The organism is Clostridium chauvoei (genome assembly GCF_002327185.1).
Taxonomy (GTDB): Bacteria; Bacillota; Clostridia; order Clostridiales; family Clostridiaceae; genus Clostridium; species Clostridium chauvoei.
This window is the reverse complement of sequence record NZ_CP018624.1, coordinates 607,711-627,489: the sequence shown is the minus strand read 5'-3', so window position 1 is coordinate 627,489 and position 19,779 is coordinate 607,711. Positions and strand designations below refer to the sequence as shown.

The window sequence follows — 19,779 nt, the reverse complement described above, 5'->3', positions numbered from 1 at the left end:
ATTACTTTTATTACAACTTAACTAATGTTACAAAAGATTCATTATATGTTATTTGACCACCTATATCAGATATTCCACTACTTGTAAGAAAATTAGGATTTCCATGCTTTTTCCACCAACCTACATACATCATAACTACGTAATCATAAATATCATTGTTTATATTTATTTCTACTTCTATACTTCCATTTGTTGATTCTAATCTAACTATCTCACCATTTTTAATTTCTAATTTATCAGCCATATCTTCATTTATGTATGCTTTTGATATACCTTCCTCATCCATTAAATGTTGGCTAGATATGGAATCTCTATGATGATTAGTTAAAAGTCTAAATTTACTTTTTTCCTCTTTAATTTCTTCAAAGTCATTTTTATAATATATTTCAAATTTTCCTGATGGAGTTAAAAACTTTTTGTCTTCCCAAGGAATTTCTTTATGTATAGTAATTGGATTTTTCTTTAGAGTTTCTAAAGTTATATCTTTATTGTATTCTTTTAAAGGCTCTATAACTTTTTCTAAATATTTTTTCTTATCTATGTAAGGATAACTTTTAAAGTTCATTTTTTTAGCTAATTCTCTAAAGAAGTAATATTCGTCCATTAATTCTTCAATAGGTTCTACTGCTTTTTCATTATATGTTATGTATGGATTAGTCATTGAGCTATATATTATGTCTTCGCTTTCTAAAGTATTTGTACATGGAATAAATAAGTCGCAGGCTTTAGCTGTATCTGTCATAAACATATCAAAGCATACTTTAAATTCTATTCTTGAAAAAGCTTTTTCTAGTTCTTTAAGATTTGGAAACTGATTTAACAAATTACTTTTAACTATAACTGCCATCTTAATAGGAGTACTACTAATTGTTAAATTTTCCTTATCAGTTATAGTTTCTTTTGGTTTATAAATATCTTCTTCATAATATGTAGTTTCATTTAAAGAATAATTAATAAAATCACTTATATGACTTACATAAAATAATCTATCTTTACCATATAAGCTACTTTCATATGGATCTCCATTTAATATGTCTGAATAAACTTTATTTGCATAATTTATCCCTCCACCACTAAAACCTATTTGTCCTGTTATAGCTCCTAAAGCATCAATAAACCTAATTGTGCTTCCTCCATTTTTATATTTTTGCACTCCATAACCCACTAAAATAGTTGAATATTTTGAACTATATAAATATGAAAGTTCTTTAACTTCTTCTAATGTTAGATTACATTTACTACATAGTTTATCTATATCTAAAGAATCTAAATAAGTTTTATACTTGTGAAAATCTTTAATGTATTTTTCTATAAATTCTTCATCGTAAAGTTTATCTTCTATAATTATTTTTCCCATAGCAAGAGCTAATGCCTCATCACTACCTGGCTTTATTTTTACATATTTATCTGCCATTTTTGCTGTAGCTGTACAAATAGGATCTATAACTATTATTTTGCTACCATTATTTTTTGCTCTTTTTATCATTTGCATTGTATGTATAGTTGTATATGCTGGGTTCTTTCCCCATATAAATATGTTTTTGCTATTTATCATATCTTCTAAAGAATGACTTCTAACATCTCCAAAGTCACATTTTTGTGCTTTTATCCCAGCACTCCAGCAAGGACCACCTTTCCCCTTGGTAACTCCACCATAAAAATTAAAGAAAACCTCTCCTATACTTTTAAGAATAGATCCGCTTCCATATTGTTCATGATAAAATACAGATCTAGAAGAATATCTACTTTTATAATGATTTAGCATTTCTTCCATTATTCCTATAGCTTCTTCAAAGGTAATTTCTTTCCATTCTCCATCAATTTTTAAAAGTGGTGTTTTTATTCTATCTTTATGATTTAATCTATCTAAATGAGCTCTTCCTTTTTTGCATATAAAGCCTTTTGTATATGGATGATTTTTATCTCCTTCTATTTTAATTATTTGGTTGTCATCAACATATATATTAAATTTACAGGCATCTGCACAATCTAATGTACATCCATGACTTAAAATTCTCATAAAATTTACCCCCTATTTCTTAATAAAATACTTTCTCATTTCTTTAGTATCTCCTTCCCCTTAATTCTCCCTACTTTTCTCCATGGTTTTCTATAATTATATATTATATCATTAAATTATATCCATAATTTCTTACTTATTTCTTAAAAAAGGAGTCTACTTTATATTAAAGTAAACTCCTTTATATTAAAAATTTAGTAAATAGATTTTAAAGTTTTGAATCTAATCCACGAACTTCAATTTCGTAAATTCTTGTTGCTGAATCTGAACCTTGAGTAGGTTTTACTGCTGTAAATTTAACATATCTAGCTTCAGTTGCTTTAAATGCATGAACAGTTTCACCTAATATATTTTTAGTAACTTTTGTAACTTCCTCAAAATTTTCTCCATCAACACTTGTTTCTATTATATATTCTTTAGTATTCATATCAGGACTTTCTCCACCAGCTTCAGCATGAGCTATATAAACTTCACTAACTGTTTTAATATCTCCAAGATCTATTGTTATATCATGTGGAGCTTTTCCTATTGCACACCATTTATTTTCTTTTGATCCATCTACAGCAAATTTAGGTGCTTCATTATTATTAACAAAACTTGATGCAGTAGTTTCTTTATTTAAGGCAAGGTTTTTAAGTTCTTCAGTTGCTTTTGATGTTACTGTTATAAGCCCTTCTATATCTTTTACATCCTCACCCTTTTTATTTTTAGCAGTTAATTTAACTGAATAAGTACCTTCATTAGCATAGCTTACAGTTGGATTGTTTTCAGTACTTGTTTCAACATCTGCACCTTCAAATTCCCAAGTTATGTTTTCTGTTATTTCAGAACTTAAATTTTCAAATTGTATTTTTTCTCCTGGTGCAACTAATGTTTTTGAAACCTTAAAGTTTGCAGTAGGTGTATTATTTTCTGGCCATTTTATTTCTACAGTATCTGCTTTACCTCTATTGAAATTCTTATTAACAGCTACAACTTCAAATTTAGTTTTATCTGAATTTTTATCTCTCTTAAGAGTATTTACAAAGAAATTATTGTTTACTGTAGCTCCTAAGAATGATTTAGTTTTATCTTTATCAATTCTATAAACTTCATAGTGATTAATATCTTCCTTTTTACCTTCATTCCAAGAAAGTCTTACCCCTGCATATATATTATCTTCTTCAAAGCTTACATCATCAACCTTTAATTTAGAAACATTTATTGTTTTGCTTGACTTAGCTTTTTCTATTGTTATATTTCCTAAGTTTAATATTAAATTGCTAACATCTTTTGCTGAAGATACTTTATAAGATATTGTCTTAACTACTTTATCTTTAAAGTTTGAAACATCATAGCTTACAGTTGTCCATTCATTTCCAATATTTTTATCTGCTTTAACTGTTTCTATTGTTCCATCTTCAAACTCTAAAACTAAATCTAACTCTATATCTTCACTTGATTTTGCTGAAGTTTTAAAGTCAATTCCTTTTTCTAGCTTTAATTCTGCAGTGTATAACTTTATGATAGATTCCTTATTAGCTTCTAATTTACCACTAAGCTTTATAGAGTTTCCTCCATAATATGCTGTTGAAAAGTCCATAGCTGCATTTAATTTATTATTTCCTTCATTTTCAATAATCCATCTATAAGTTGGCATTACATCTGAAAGACTTCTATTATTCCAATCAAGTGATGATACTTTTTCTCCATCTATAAAGAAGTTATATCCATTCCCTATATTGAAATTACTTATAAAAGGTAAACTCTTTACTACAGATTGTTCTATAGAGTAAGTTGAAATACCTCTCCATTCTCTATCTACTGTTTCAGTAGCTTTTGCAGGATTTCCAAATTCATTTACCCATAACCTATTTTCCTTAGCTTCAAATTCATCTACATTTTCTGATGAGAAGTAAGTCCAACTTGGGCAATAAAGTCCAAGAGATGTAAATGGAGTCTTAGAATCTTTTTCAAATAACCGCCAACGTACTGGAGTACCTGTCCCATTTGATTGTAAATCTATTCCTGCATAAAGATCATAAGGGTTAATTCCTAATTCTTCTGCCTTTTTATTAGAAGCTTTTAGTAATTCTTGATCTGCATACTTTTTATAAGTCCACCAGAAATTTAAGAACATACTATCTGCAACATCTTTTTTGCCTCCGTCAATTAAAAAGACTTCATTTTTGTCAGTAAGAGCATTCTGCCAATCCATTTCTCCATCCTTTGTCATTGAATCATACCACATTATTTCTAGCTTGCCCTCTGACTTTTCCTTGAATTGTTTTATAAACTCTTGCATAAGTACTGAATGATTGGAGTTTATTGGCTTTTCTTTTGTTCCTTCTGTTTCTTGGTTTATAAACCAACCATCAAAATTATAGGTATTAGCAACTTCAATAAGCTTATCTGCCATAGGGAAATTACCATTTTCATCTTTTTTAAGGAATTCATCTAGCCATTCAAGTTTTCCACCATGTTCTGTCATAGGGAAAAATACTGTTCCTAATACTGGAACACCATTTTTATGAGCTGAATCAGTAACATCTGGACTTGGTGGAACTATTAATCCTTCTCCTGAAGAGCCACCCCAATATACTAGCTTGTCTATATATTGCCAATATGAAAAGGTATTAGATGAAAACTTATTAGTACCTTGTGATGGATTCCCACTAGTACTTCCATTCATAATTGAAATAGCAACAACATTCATATCTTTGTTTTGCGTTTCATTAACTGGTGTTAACTTTGATTTATCTATTCTTTCAGCTAATGGTATTACACTTGTATTGAAATCAAGATTTTTATCTTCACTTGGATTCCAATCTAAAAGTTCCTCTGGAAACCAATGAGATGAAGTAGGTTGATTTAACATTATAAGATCTGTTTCATTTTCTTCTGTAATTTTGTATGTAATTTCTCCTCCAGAACAAGAAACAAGTCCTGCACCAATAGTGCAAGCTAAGACCATAGGTATTACAAATTTTGATTTTCTTGTGTTTTTTGAATACATAATGCCTCTCTCCTTTAGTATTTTTTATTGAAAAGGTATACATAAACTTTATCATGACTCTTTTTATATAGTAAGTGTATTAATTTTAGAAAAAGTGGTAAAAATATATATTCGTAATTTTAAGCAAATAAATGTAATAATTCTTATAAAAATATCTAAATCAACTAATAAATTATTAAAAATCCCTTCAATTTTCTATTCCTAAAAACTATAAAATTCATTTTAATATAAAAGAGCTATCACTAAAAATAAAATTTCTTTAGCAATAGCTCTTTTTAATTCTATAAATATTATTTTTTTAATCTACTTTTAGCAGGACCTCTACTTTTTTTAGCTCCTACTTTTCTTCCATCTGTTATTCTTGTAGCTTTTGTTTTTCCTTTAAAGTCTCTATCTGAAACTTTTTCTCTATTTCCTGCTTTACCTCTTGATTGTTCCTTGGTCATCTTACCTTGTTTTTTATCACTACTCTTAGATTTATTTTTGTTTTTGCCTTGATATCCTGAACTATTAGATTTTTTAAAACTTGCAAGGTATCTATCTGCTTTTGATTTTATTAAGCATTTAGGGCCGTTTCCTATTAAATCTTCTCTTTCTGCCTTCATTAAAGCATCGTAAACCAAATTATAATTTTTAGGGTTTTTAAATTGAAGAAGTGCTCTTTGCATAGCTTTTTCTTCTTTACTCTTTGGAATATATACTTCTTCCATAGTTATTGGATCAAGTCCAGTATAGAACATTGTTGTTGATAATGTTCCTGGAGTTGGATAAAAATCTTGTACTTGCTCTGGTTGATATTTAATATCTCTTAAATATTCTGCAAGTTCTATAGCTTCCCTTAATCCACTACCTGGATGGCTTGACATTAAGTATGGAATTAAATATTGTTCTTTTCCTAATTGCTTATTTATTTTAAAGAATTTTTCACTAAACCTATCATAAGTATCTCCTGATGGTTTTCCCATATATTTTAAAACTCTTGGTGATACATGTTCTGGTGCAACTTTTAATTGTCCACTTACATGATGTTCTACTAACTCTTTAAAGAAAGTATCATTTTTATCTGCCATTATGTAATCATATCTTAACCCTGAACGTACAAAGGCTTTTTTAACCTTAGGAAGCTTTCTTATCTTTCTAAGTAAATGTAAATATTCAGAATGATCTACTATCATATTTTTACATGGTTTTGGCGTTAAACATTGTTTATGCTTGCAGGCTCCTAATGTAAGTTGAGTTTTACAAGCTGGCTTTCTAAAGTTTGCAGTAGGACCTCCTACATCATGTATATATCCCTTAAAGTCTTTAAGATTAGTAATTTCTACAGCTTCTTCTAATATAGATTTTTCACTTCTACTTTGAACTGCTCTACCTTGGTGGAATGTTATTGCACAGAATGAACAATTTCCGAAACAACCTCTTGAACTTACTATACTGAATTTAACTTCTTCTATAGCTGCAATACCACCATCTTTTTCATATATGGGATGATAATTTTTTGCATATGGTAAACCATAAACTGCATCTAACTCTTCTCTTGTTAAAGGCATTTCAGGTTTATTTACAACAACATATCTATCTCCATGTTTTTGTATAAGTTGCTTTCCTCTTACTGGATCTTGTTCTTGATATTGAATTTTAAATGCTTCTGCATATTTTCTTTTATCGTCAGTTACTTCTTCTTTAGATGGCATTATTATATAATCTCCGTAAACTTCATCTAAAGACTCTATAGTATAACAAGTACCATTTATATGTCTTACATATTTAGCCTCAAAGCCATCATTTAAAGCATTTGCAACTTCAACAACTTGCTTTTCACTCATACCATAAATAAGTAAATCTGCTCCTGTATCTATAAGTATTGAATTTCTTACATTATTGCCCCAATAATCATAGTGAGCAAATCTTCTAAGACTTGCTTCTATACCCCCTATCATTATATTTACATTTTTATATGCTTCTCTTATTTTATTACAATAAACAATTGTAGCTCTATCTGGTCTTAAACCCATTTTCCCACCTGGAGAATATAAATCCTTTTCTCTTCTTCTTTTACTTACAGTGTAATGGTTAACCATTGAATCCATATTTCCTGCATTAACTAAAAAGCCAAGTCTTGGTATTCCAAGCTTTTTAAAATCATCAATGCTATGCCAATCTGGTTGTGGTATTATACCAACTTTATAGCCAGCATTTTCTAAAACTCTTGAAATTATTGCTGTTCCAAAACTATGATGGTCTATATAGGCATCCCCTGTAACTATGATAAAGTCACATTGCTCCCAGCCTCTTTCCTCCATATCTTGCCTACTTATTGGCAAAAATTTATTTTCTATCATTTAATCACCTACTATATCTTATTAAAACTACTGTTAATAAACTTATTAATAAAAATTCTAATGTCCCGTTTAATGATTATAACATTTTAAATCACATAAATCATATATTTATTAATACTTTTTGTATTTTTTTGTTGGATATTGTTCTATATAAAGGTACCCTAATCTTATCTTTGTCCTACTTCTATATTATAGACAGATATTTATAGAAACTTATCATAAATAATAATAAATAAAATTATTAGATTATTACCATACTATATATAAAGTTTTAAAAGATAGTAGGTAAATAGGATGAAAATTTTTAATTCAAAACTTTATATAAAACTCTTATTAATAACTCTTTGTATTATTACTTGTGTTATGATACCTCTTGATGCTAATAATACTACTAATTATAAAAGCGTTTTTAATAATAATACTAATGACTTTAATGTATTAGTTATTAATTCATACAATTCTTCTAGTGAATGGGAACATTTTGTATTTCAAGGTATCGAAAATAAATTAGACGACTATCCTAACATTAAAATTAATCGTGAATATCTAGATTCAAGACAACGATTAGATGAAGAATATTTAAAAGGTTTTTTGGAACTTCTAAATTTAAAATACTCTAATAAAAAGATAGATACTATTCTAGTTATTGATGATGAAGCCTTTAATTTAGCTAGAAAAAATCTCTTTAATAGTAATAGTATATTTTATAAAACCCCTATTGTTTTTACAGGAGTAAATAAAGTCTTAAATCTTACTAAAGAAGAAAAAAATTATATAACAGGTGTTGTTCAAATCGAAAATAATTTACAGCTTATAAATATGATTTTAGATATCCATAAAGATATAACTAAGATTAATATAATTTTAGATAATGCAACATATTCAAATGTAGTTAAAGAAAATATAGAAAGTGTAAAAATGTATTTTAAAAGACCTATTGAAATAAATTATCTTCAGCATACTTATATTGAAGATATACTTAATGAATTATCTAAAGATTCTACATCTTATGAAGCCAATATAATTGTTGGAGATTTTAAATCTTTAAATGGTGATGATATATATCCTTTAAAAGAAACTATAAAATTAATTAAAAATACTATAAGTACCCCTATTTATACAAAATCGCAACCTTATGTTTTTACTGGAATAGTTGGAGGTATTGTTGATTGGGGGCAAACTCACGGAAATGTTCTTGGCGATATAATTATAAAACTCTCTGAAGGTGAAAGTGTAAGTAACCTTAACCTTATTTATGACTCTTTAGAAAAAGTAGTTTTTGATTATAATTCATTAGATGAGTATAACATTAATCCGTTATTACTTCCTGAAAACAGTCTTTTTATAAATAAAGGAGCCTTTGATTTTTTATTACCTACATCTGTTAAAGTATTTATATGGAGTACTCTTATAACCTTTTGTATTTTTATTATAGTTTTAATATATAAGCTTTTTTTACATAAAAGAGAGTCTTTGAAAAATAAAAAATTATATCTTAATGCGCAAGAAGCTGAAAGGTTAAAAACCGAATTTATATCAACTGTTTCTCATGAACTTAGAACTCCTATAAATATAATTTTAAATACTTCTAAGCTTTTAAGTTTAAAATCAGAAAACGGTAATATTGACAAAGTTTATTTAAATGAGAAATTATCTTACATAGATCAAAACTCCCAAAGGCTTTTAAGACTTGTAAATAATATATTAGACCTTACTAAAATACAAAGTGGGTTTATGGAAGCTCATTTTGAAATGTCTAATATAGTTGAAATAATAGAAAACACTGTACTTTCTATTGTTGATTTTGCTAAATCTCATAATATAGAAGTACTTTTTGATACAGAAGAAGAGGAAATTATTACCGCCGTGGATGAACCTAAATTAGAGCGTACCTTGCTTAATTTACTTTCTAATTCAATAAAATTTACTCCTTCTAATGGTAATATAATAGTTATGGTAAGAAGAGATGCAAATAAAGTATTTATAGATATTAAAGATACTGGTATAGGAATTTCTGAAGATTATCTGCCTTATATCTTTGATAAGTTTAAACAAGTTGACTCTTCATTAACAAGATTCAATGAAGGTAGTGGACTTGGACTTTCTATTGTAAAAGGTCTTGTTACAATTCAAGATGGAACTATAAGTGTTGCTAGTAAACCTAATGTAGGTACAATATTTACTTTAACTTTCCCAATAACAAAAATTGATAACGTAACTTCTAGTTCCCCTATAAAACATTCTAACTTAGATGAAATTGTTAAAATAGAATTGTCTGATATAAAAGATAAAGAAGACTAATAACTAAAATAAGCATTAACATCTTTTAAGAAGTTAATGCTTATTTTTAGAGTTATTTTAAGATATACTTCTAAAAGTATTTTTACTAACACTTGTCTCAAACCAACTCTTAAAATATATTTTATCTATGTCTTCTACTTTTTGAAGTTGACATATTATTTGATTTATTATTATTGTTATTATTCATTCCACCCATTCCATTTAAAAGCATACTTAATGGATTGTTTGCCATTTGATTCATTTGATTTCCATTCATTTGTTGGTTTCCACCTGCTTGTTGATTTCCACCCATCATCATATTTAGCATTTGTCCCATATCAAAGGTATTCCCACTTCCTCCTGCATTCATATTAGGTGCTGGATTTCTTTGATTTCCTCTATTTCCACCCATACCATTTAGAAGCATTCCTAGTGGATTATTTTCCATTCCATTCATTTGATTCATTTGATTTCCCATATTCATGTTTCCCATATTAGCCATTGGATTTCCACCCATTAACATACTTAACATCATTCCTAATGGATTATTTCCCATTAAGTTACCCATTGGATTTCCTCCCATATTACCCATCGGGTTACCTCCACCCATGTTTCCCATTGGATTTCCACCCATTAGCATACTCATTAATGGATTTCCACCCATGCCACCTGGCATTCCACCCATCATTCCACCTGGCATACCTCCTGACATTCCTCCTAATAAACTATTTAAAAGCATCTCTAACATTTTTTTCTCCTATAAAATTTCTTATTACTATATACTTATTTGAAATATAGGTGATTTGATACAATAGTATAAAATGTTTTTAAAATAAAAAAGTTACCCTCTAACGGATAACTTTTTACAATTAAATAGCAACGAATTTTTGAATCCTTTTATAATTTTCAATTATACTAATTATATTTTCTAATAAAACTACTTCTTTCTCATCCTTAGTATTGGATATTTTTTCATTTACTTTAGAAATTACATAATCATAATCAAAGTTATCCTTTTGTGTTAAGTCTTTAACTTTATCTACTACATCTCCTACCTTTTCTCTTATATCTTTATTTTCTTTAATTAAAGTATGGTAGTGATATATATTATTTATAAGTCTCCTTTGATTATATATAAACTCTTTTTCTTCCACTGATTGTGCTCCAAAATTAGTTACTTTTAATTTTTCTTCAATTAATGATGGAATTAAAAATAAGTTTTTAATGCTTTCATCAGCATCCTTATCTCCCATACTATTAAACATATGGTTTATAACATCTCCATAGGTTTTAAGTAAATACTTTTTGCCATCTTCAATTTTATATGGAAGAATATATTTATTTATAATTAATGATATTATAGTCCCTATTAGTACATATATTATTCTGCTTAAAACAAACTTAGTTGTTCCATCTATTATTGCACAACCTGCTATTGCTGAAACTGTAACACAGATAATAGAATTTCTATAATTTGTTGCAAAAGGATTTAAATATCCTGCAAGTAATATTATAAACATTCTAGCTGTTTGATTTTCTATTAAACTAAAGGATATAAAGATTATTAAAGCTCCAATTAAAGTTCCTTGTATTCTTTGACTTGCTTTTGATCTACACGTTTCTGAATAAGGTTGTATTAATGAAAATATAGTATAACACATCCATCTACCTTCTGATAAATTAAAATATCCTGTCAAAAATGCTGTTAAAGAACCTGCAATTGCTAGTTTAATAGCATAAGTAAGCTTTACTGAATCAAAGCTAAAATCTCTTTTATGAATAGTTAATTTCTTAAATTTATTAGGAATAGAAATACTTGTATTTATAGTATTTCTATTTTTCTTTTTTAAATTGAAAATTTCTAATAAATCCTAAATTAATTCCCCCATTAAAGTAACAAATTCATGTACATAGATTTGTTTTAAATCACTATTTTTATACTTATTTTCTAAAGCTTTTATCTCTTCTAATTTAATAGTTCCATCTTTTAGCTTACTTATTATGTTATACATATCTCCTAAAAAGCTTATATAAGCATTCTTATCACGTTCAAGTTGTATAGTATTTAATAATATGTTTATTCTCTCTAATGTCCAAATAATATTAGTAGTTATTTTCCCATGGTTTGTTATATAAAAATTATTAATTCTTTTATCATAAACTATTCTTTTTATATTATTAATGTCTTCTAATATATTTGAGTCAACGATACCTAACTTTCCACCTTCTCCTGTTACTCCAAGTTTTAATATACTAATCTTAACTAAAAGCTCCTGATATATTTTGTCAACTTTTTTTCCACCTACTTTTGAAAGCTTGTCTTTGTTAGCTAAAAATTGTAATGCCATTATAAGAAAAGCTCCAAAAATTAATGATAAAATTCTATTTTTAAAAGATTCACCATATACAGGTGCAAACAACATAAATAAATACTGAAGTCCAAAAGGTACAACTATAGACTTTCTTAATTTATAACTTAATAAATAAGCTATCATAAATAATGCTATAAAGTTAAGTACTAGCCCTAACCAAATATTATTGTTTGACCAAAATGCAAAGAATCCTAAAATTAAATTTAAACCTAATAATTTAATAAGATTTTTAATGGGCTCTACTGTTAAATCTCTTTCCAACAAAGCCAAACTTGCTGTAATAATTGCAACTCCAACAAGAGTATTTTCTGAACCAAACATCCTTTGAAAAATATTTATAAATATCATTATCCCTATAAATATAAATGTGTTAGATATTATCTTATCCTTTGTCATTTTCCCCACCTCTTTTTGATATACAAGAAACAATATTATCACAATAAAAAATTCATTTCAAGATAAAAATTTTTATACTTTTTCTATTATTATTTACAATATATTTATAATTATTTATAAATATAAAAGCCTATCAATATTTTCTTCTATTGATAGGCTTTCTATTTATATTTTAATATTATTATTATTTAAAAGAACTGAACCTTTTTCTTCTTCCCTGCTTAACTTACTCATATGGTCTCTTAATTATTAAATATTCTCTCCTCAACTTTTCCGTCAATATCTTTAAGCTCTAATCCTAAGATTTTAGCTAATGTAGGTCCATGATTTATTAAATTTCCACTTTCTATTGTTGTTCCTTTTTTGATTCCATTTCCATACGCTATAAAAAATGTAGTATAATTATCCCTTTTAGGAAAATATCCATGAGTAGCTTTTACACGATGAGGAAGTTTCCCTATATCTTCTTCTTTTATTTTTTCAATAAAGTCTCCAGTAACTTCATCTATAAAGGAATAACTACGCTTTCCTTCTACCATAAATGTACATTTAGGATCTGCCCCTAAATTTTCAGCTTCTTTAGAATTTAATATAAACTCTATAGGATTATTGTCTAGTGATACTATTTCATCCAAAATTTTTTCAACTAATCTCTTATCCTCTTCATTATATTTATTTTTCAAGTATATATAACTACTACCATCACAATTTTTAGCAATAGCTTTATAATCTCTTATTTTATTCTTATTATCTATAGTAATTAGTCCCTTTTCCCTAAATAAAGAATTTAATCTAACCATTTTATCTGTATCTATTTGACTGTGATCTCCTAAAGCTACTATAGTGCTTTGCTTTAAAATTCCCGTTTTCTCTAAAGTATCTATTATTTCTCCAAGCCTTTTATCATGTCTTTTTAAAGCAGCAGATACTTCATTACTTTTATATCCTGTATAATGTCTTTGACTATCTACATCTACTAAATGTAAAAGCATTAAATTAGGCTTTTTATTTAATATCGTATCCTTAGCTGCTTCCATAGAAAAATTATCTAAATACGGTTGTTCTATTCCTTTTATTAAGCTTCCATACTTCTTATTTAATGGTAACTGGTAAGAAATTTTTCCTGCTAAAGCTGACATAATTATTTGATTATGCCAAGGTTTTGTACAACATATTTCAGGCATATTATAAGTGATTTTACTTCTACCTGTAACTGGCCACAATATGGAGCAAGTTTTTAAGCCTGTTTTTTCTGCTAAATCAAAAATAGTATCCTTCTTAATATCCTTACTATACCAATACCAGTTTGGACTTTCTTCTCCAATTTCTAATAAAGTATTATTTATTATCCCATGTTTAGCTGGATAACATCCAGTAACTATAGTGGCATGAGCTGGATAAGTTAATGATGGATAAATAATTTCTACATTTTTAATTAAAGCTCCTCCTTTAATAAGTTTTGCAAAGTTTGGTAGTTCGCTTAGTACTTCTAAATCTTCTGTTGATACTCCATCGAAAGATATAACTATTAAGTGTTTTGTTTGCAAATAAAATCCTCCCTTTTAAATATTCCTTAATTTTCCTATTCAATAATTATAAAATAAATTAATATAACTTTAAAGTTGTATTAATGTTAAATCATTATCCTTATTATCTATATATTCTAAAGACATATCTTTTACTATTACATTTTTTACTCCATTACAATTATAAATATTATCTTCAATAACTACATTCTTACATGCTTTAAATGAAAAGACCTCTTTATTATCTTCTTTAAATATTTTATTTTTTCTTATTTTTAAGTTTTCAACACTTTCAGCTATAACTATAGGAGTATTATTTGTATAAAATTCATTTTCTTCTATTGCTATATTTTTATGAATAGGTTTTTTAGCATTTGGTAAAATTCCTCCTAATGTAACTGGATGAATAAATATCCCTGGAGTATCTGCCCATTCTTTTTGTCCTGTATCTACAATATAAAATTTATTATTTCTTATTACCATATCTCTAATTGGACCAGATTCATACCATTCATTAGAATCATTTGATAAAAATATATTTGCCATAGCTATATTTTTAAAAGTATTTCCTTCTATTAAAACAGACTTTCTAGTTGTTACCAGTATTCCTCTAGTTGGAATTTTATAAAATAAATTATTTACTATTTCAACCTCTGGTGTATAAGTTACATTTTCTGCAACATATTTAGGTTGATTTTCTATTTTATCATCAATATCTTCTGGTAAATCTTTATCAAATTCAATTATCATAGTTTTTAAATCATTTCCATTTTCACCAGGATTACTAGTATGAATAACTTTATAAAGCATTTCACCTTTAGATTCTAATGTATCTCTTGTAAAAAACGCTACTTTATCTCCTATATGGTATTGAGGAAATCCCCCTTGTTGCCTATGAATATATTTAAGTTTTAATGTTCTATTGTTTATTTTTTCTTCAACCCTTGTAAAAGTCCCATGAATATTTATAGGATCGTCATGTGCATGGGAAAAACTTGAGTTCTTTATTGTTATTTTACCCTTTGCTCCTGATATATGTATTAAATCAGCAAAGCTTGTTGTATATTTTTCAGTTCCCTTTCTTCGTATAAAATTAACATTATCATAGGTTACATTTTCACTCATCTGAGTAAGCCATCCAAAACCATCCATATAATGTACATCTACATTCTCTATAATGGTATTTTTACTTTCATATATAAAAGCTCCTGCTGTATGTCTATTAATACTTCCACATAATTCATTTATAACGCCTAATGTTTGCCCTGTTGGTATTTTATCATTATAAATTATTCTTATAATATTTTTTTGTAATTTTCTTATAGACTTTACTTCATTAAAAGGCCCTTCATTTAGAAAATATCTTCTTGTAATTTCTGTTTTAGGATTATATATAACTACTGACCATGCATTATGGTGACCTTTTTCCTCCCAATAATATTCTTCTGTATATGGACTTTTTTCACTTGTCCAAAGAATACTCTTCTCATTATCTATAATTTCATAATTAAAATTTTCTGGTATAAAATAATCAATATAATTTTTCCCATTCTCAATACCGATATTCTTAACTGTCATTTCTGTAGTTGTTGGAACCTGAAAATCCCAAGCAAAATTTCTAAGATTTATATTCTCTGACTTTACTACAGCTAATGTCATCATATCACCATGTATAATAAATAAAGAATCATTACCTTCTATAGTTAGATTCCTTTGTCCTTCTATAAGAATCCCTATTTTTTTCACTGGATTTTCTATACTATTTGTATTAGATGTATGATATTCTCTCTCTCTAGCATAATCTTTATAAATACTATACTCACCTTTAGGAAAGTTAATCGTAATTGGTTCGTTATATTTCTTAGCTTCTTCTAATGCATTATATATAGCTACTGTACTATCCTTTTTCCCACTTGGATCTGCTCCAAAATCCACTATATTAATCCTCATAAACATGCCCCTTTTTTTGCTAATTTTATAAATTATCTAATATATTAATTATACAGTATGTAATCTAAATTAATAATATTTTTCAAATAATTGTAACTTTAAAAGAGTATTTTTAAAGATCTATTTAAATAAATCTATTGTGCAAATGCAAAGTGGACAAATACTCTTTGCCCACTTTACAATAAAATTATTTATTAATATTTATCTTAAATTCTTCTCCAACCTTTTTAAAGTCATTGCTTAGCTTTCCACTTTTTTCTGGGAATTTAACTGCATATGGAGTAAGTGTTAATTCTTTAGCTTCACTTGATACCTCTCCATCTATACTTGAATTTTTAAATAATCCTTCTATTTTACTTCCATGAGATAAATAAAACTCTACATTATTTCCTAAATCATCACTGCCTTTTAATACCATATCATATTTTCCTGTTCCATTTTCAGTTTTATAATATATTTTTTGTCCTATAGCATTAGTTGTATATTTATTTAAAATAATTTTTTCTCCATCTTCAAGATTAAAGCTATAATCTAAGTCTATTTCTTTTGTAGCTATAGCAAGTTCTTTACCATTTCCTTTAAATTCAAATTCCCAAGGTCCTCTTACTTCATCATTCTCCATCCCTATAGTTGAATATCTTATTTTTATATTTAAATTATCATCTATATTAATTGAGTTAAGATTATAGGTAATAGTTTCTTCCATTGTGTACTCATCTATAGCCTTAGCTCCTCCCCCAGCTCCACTACTTGCTTTTCTTCCATTTATATATACATCTCCAAAAGCCTGTAGCCCATACTCACCAATAGATTCACTAGCTCTTATATTAGTAGAAACTATTAATTCATCCCCATTTAAAATAACTTCATTTAATTGAATAGTTACTCCATTCTTTGTAATTGACTTATTTACTACAGTTTTATAATCATCTAAATTCTTTTCTATTCCTAATCTACTTGCAATATCTTCACTTATTATATTTATAGTTGCTAATACATTGTTTCCTATGTTAGTTGCAAATAATCCAACTGTTAATCCTAATGCAATAGCAGCTACAATTTTAGGTGCTTTCCTATTTTTCTTAGTCTTACTTGTTTTCCTAAAATTACTTTTCATTTTAGCTTTTTCAATATCATTTAATTCATAGCTGTGATATTCATCTAAGTTTATATTACTATCATTTAACATATCATATATATTTTTATTCAAGTTAATGCCCCCTAACTTCCACTAGTTTAAATAAATCTTTTATTTTTCTTTTTCCTCTAGAGATTCTATTATAGATAACATCTCTTTTTAATCCCGTTTTTTTACTTACTTCATCAACTTCCATCTCTTCTACATAAAGTTTTATAAATAATTCTCTATCTTCTTTTTTTAAGCAGTTTAATAAAGAACTAACTTCCTCATCTAACTCCTTTGCCATAATATCTTCTTGAATCCCAGCTTCTACACTTATGTTTAAATCATCAATATTTTCGTATTCTAAATCCTTTAAATACTTTCTTTTATAATCTATTGATTTATATTTAGCTACCCCTGCTATCCAATTTTTAAATTCACTTCTATTTTCATCAAAGCTTTCTATATTAAGCCAAACTGCCATAAGTATATCATTTATACATTCATCTTGACTATTAACTAATCCATATAAATGTTTTTTAACTATAGATTTAATAATCCATCCGTAATTATCAATTACATAATCTAAAGCTTTTTCATTACCTTTTCTTAATTCTAAAATAAAATTTCTCTCATTTACCTTCATTTTTTCCCTTCTTTCATGCAAGCTTGCTTTGTAGGTTTAGCCCTTACACTTAATACTTCGTAATAGTATGTACAATATCTATCAAAAATAAAAATTTTTAATAAGTATTTTAACAAAAATTAAAGGGAGTCACTTAACTCCCTTTAAAACTTAAATTATATTCTCTAACTTTTCAGCATATTTTCTAGCATTATCTGTTATAACTTTTGGATATCCAATATAATCTAGTAGTTTTATTGCATTTTTAGTTTTAGATACACCCTCTTTTAATTTATAATCAAAGGATAATCCTTTATTTGAATCAACATCCTCTGAGAAATAGTAAAAATCATATTTATCCTTTAGTAAATCCGTAAGTTCTCTATCATGAGTTGCTACAAAGGTTAAAGCTCTTGTTTCTCCTATATATTTTAGGATAGACATTGATGATGAAATTCTTTCAACTGGATTAGTTCCTCTAAAAATTTCATCTATAATACAAAATACTGGCACTTTTTTATTTAAAGGAATTGTGTTAGGTACCCCATTTTTTAATAATGGATGAACACCATCTTCTATATTTAGTTTAATATCTTCTATAAACTTAGGTTCACAATAATTACCTTCTAATATTTCTTTATAAATACTTATAGAAATAAATGCCTCAATTTCTCCTAAAGCTTCATATAGCTCTAAAACAAGCTGTTTATTTTTTTCAAGTTCTTTAATTACTCCATAGTAGGAACTTTCTAATAATAAGAAAGAAATTCCTAATCCTTCAAAGATTCCTCCATAAATACTCATTAAATTACATACTCTAGTATTATTTATAATAGGTTTTAACTCTTTATAAATTTTCTTTAATTTATATTTATCTTCTATAATTTCATTGGAATCTATATTACATATTTTTTTAGTTGCAACTAATATTTCATTAAGATAAGTTAATCCATTAGTATGTATATTCTTCTTTTCATTAGTATCTTTAATCTTTCTCTTTTAGTAGCCATTACTATCCCCCTAGTTACTAATATTTTAGCTATTCAATAATTGAAACTTTTTTATTTGTTGCATCAAGTTCTATTCTACATCCAATAGGTAATGTTAACATTGGATGTGTATGACAACAATCGAATTCAGCTAAAAATGGAAGTTTCTTATCACCTAATACTTCTAGTAATATTTCATAAGGTTTTCTTCCCGTTTTCATATCATTAAAAATCTCATGCTTTCCTAATATAATTCCTGATACCTTATCAAATACTCCACATAATTTTAATAATGAAAAGCTTCTTTCAATAGTCGCTGCATCTTTTAATGAGTCCTCTATAAAAAGTATATCTCCACTCTTTATTTCTGGCATATATTCACTTCCCCATATGCCCATAATAGTATTTAAATTTCCTCCAATAACTCTTCCTGTAACCTTGCCTTCATAAACAGTTATAAGTTCATTATTTATACCAACTTTACTTCTTTTTTGATTTTCCCAATCAAGGAATTCATCTGTCCAAACCTCTGGTTCTTTTAATTCATATGGTAAACTACTATCTTTAACTAATATATCTTCAAAATACTCATATGTTTTATCTACAAAAGGTTTTAGCTCTCCAAAAGAAGCTACTAAAGCTGGTCCATAATAAGTATATATATCTGTTTTGGCATAAACTCCAAGAAGTATTGCCGTTAAATCAGAATATCCTATTATAGGTTTAGGATCATTTTTAAAAGCTTCATAATCTATATATGGAAGTATTGAATTTGAATTCATTCCTCCAATTGTAGACATAATACATTTAACTTCAGGATTTCTTATCAAGTCATTTAATTCTTCTGCTCTTTCCTTAATACTGCCAGACCTATAAAAATCACTTTTTCCTGTTAAATTACCTTTGACAACTTCAAAGCCTTTACTTTCTAAATATTCCACTCCTCTTTGAAATCTATTTGGACATATACTAGTTATTGGTGTTGATGGTGAAAAAATTCCTATTTTATCACCTTTTTTTATTTTTAATATCTTAGACAATATCATCCCCCCATTTTATTTCTACAAACCCAATTATACCCTTTTTACAGATATATTTTCAATTATTAGGTACTATCTATTATAAATTAATGATATTATTACTCTCCTCTTAATTTTAGAT

13 protein-coding genes are annotated in these 19,779 nt (G+C 27.1%); 1 reads left to right on the top strand and 12 read right to left on the bottom strand.

The window, feature by feature from the left end; translation table 11 throughout:
- Positions 1–10: 10 nt before the first annotated feature.
- The 3 genes from BTM21_RS02875 to BTM21_RS02865 form a co-directional block, all read right to left on the bottom strand.
- Positions 11–2,020, bottom strand: a complete 2,010-nt coding sequence (locus BTM21_RS02875) for a molybdopterin-dependent oxidoreductase (protein ID WP_021876227.1) — start codon at positions 2,018–2,020, stop codon at positions 11–13.
- Positions 2,021–2,228: 208 nt separating this feature from the next.
- Positions 2,229–4,973, bottom strand: a complete 2,745-nt coding sequence (locus BTM21_RS02870) for an endo-beta-N-acetylglucosaminidase (protein ID WP_372450494.1) — start codon at positions 4,971–4,973, stop codon at positions 2,229–2,231.
- 332 nt (positions 4,974–5,305) lie between these two features.
- Complete coding sequence (locus BTM21_RS02865; protein ID WP_021876229.1) at positions 5,306–7,357, bottom strand: YgiQ family radical SAM protein; 2,052 nt, start codon at positions 7,355–7,357, stop codon at positions 5,306–5,308.
- A gap of 294 nt (positions 7,358–7,651) precedes the next feature.
- Between BTM21_RS02865 and BTM21_RS02860 the strand changes: the two genes are divergently transcribed.
- Positions 7,652–9,658, top strand: coding sequence for a sensor histidine kinase (locus BTM21_RS02860; protein ID WP_079481514.1), 2,007 nt, complete (start codon positions 7,652–7,654; stop codon positions 9,656–9,658).
- Between the two features lie 121 nt (positions 9,659–9,779).
- Here the strand turns inward: BTM21_RS02860 and BTM21_RS02855 are convergent, their stop codons facing one another.
- From BTM21_RS02855 to BTM21_RS02815, 9 genes are all read right to left on the bottom strand, one after another.
- Entirely contained in the window at positions 9,780–10,385 is a 606-nt protein-coding gene (locus tag BTM21_RS02855) for a hypothetical protein (RefSeq protein ID WP_021876231.1), read from the bottom strand.
- 121 nt (positions 10,386–10,506) lie between these two features.
- On the bottom strand, positions 10,507–11,370 hold the full coding sequence (locus tag BTM21_RS02850) for an FUSC family protein (RefSeq protein WP_278336958.1): 864 nt from the start codon (positions 11,368–11,370) through the stop codon (positions 10,507–10,509).
- 138 nt (positions 11,371–11,508) lie between these two features.
- Positions 11,509–12,405, bottom strand: coding sequence for a hypothetical protein (locus tag BTM21_RS02845; protein ID WP_096145329.1), 897 nt, complete (start codon positions 12,403–12,405; stop codon positions 11,509–11,511).
- 242 nt (positions 12,406–12,647) lie between these two features.
- Positions 12,648–13,952 carry an alkaline phosphatase family protein gene (locus BTM21_RS02840; RefSeq protein ID WP_021876233.1) on the bottom strand — a complete coding sequence of 435 codons (1,305 nt, stop codon included), beginning with the start codon at positions 13,950–13,952 and terminating at the stop codon, positions 12,648–12,650.
- Between the two features lie 69 nt (positions 13,953–14,021).
- On the bottom strand, positions 14,022–15,881 hold the full coding sequence (locus tag BTM21_RS02835; protein WP_161493106.1) for a glycosyl hydrolase family 28-related protein: 1,860 nt from the start codon (positions 15,879–15,881) through the stop codon (positions 14,022–14,024).
- 187 nt (positions 15,882–16,068) lie between these two features.
- Positions 16,069–17,091: a DUF4179 domain-containing protein gene (locus tag BTM21_RS02830; RefSeq protein ID WP_079481517.1), complete on the bottom strand. Its 1,023-nt coding sequence runs from the start codon at positions 17,089–17,091 to the stop codon at positions 16,069–16,071.
- Position 17,092: 1 nt separating this feature from the next.
- Positions 17,093–17,650, bottom strand: a complete 558-nt coding sequence (locus tag BTM21_RS02825) for a sigma-70 family RNA polymerase sigma factor (protein ID WP_021876236.1) — start codon at positions 17,648–17,650, stop codon at positions 17,093–17,095.
- A gap of 150 nt (positions 17,651–17,800) precedes the next feature.
- Positions 17,801–18,433: a MutS-related protein gene (locus BTM21_RS02820; RefSeq protein ID WP_021876237.1), complete on the bottom strand. Its 633-nt coding sequence runs from the start codon at positions 18,431–18,433 to the stop codon at positions 17,801–17,803.
- 235 nt (positions 18,434–18,668) lie between these two features.
- A complete protein-coding gene (locus tag BTM21_RS02815; RefSeq protein WP_197685101.1) occupies positions 18,669–19,658 on the bottom strand; it encodes a S66 family peptidase in 990 nt (329 codons plus the stop codon).
- Positions 19,659–19,779: the final 121 nt, after the last annotated feature.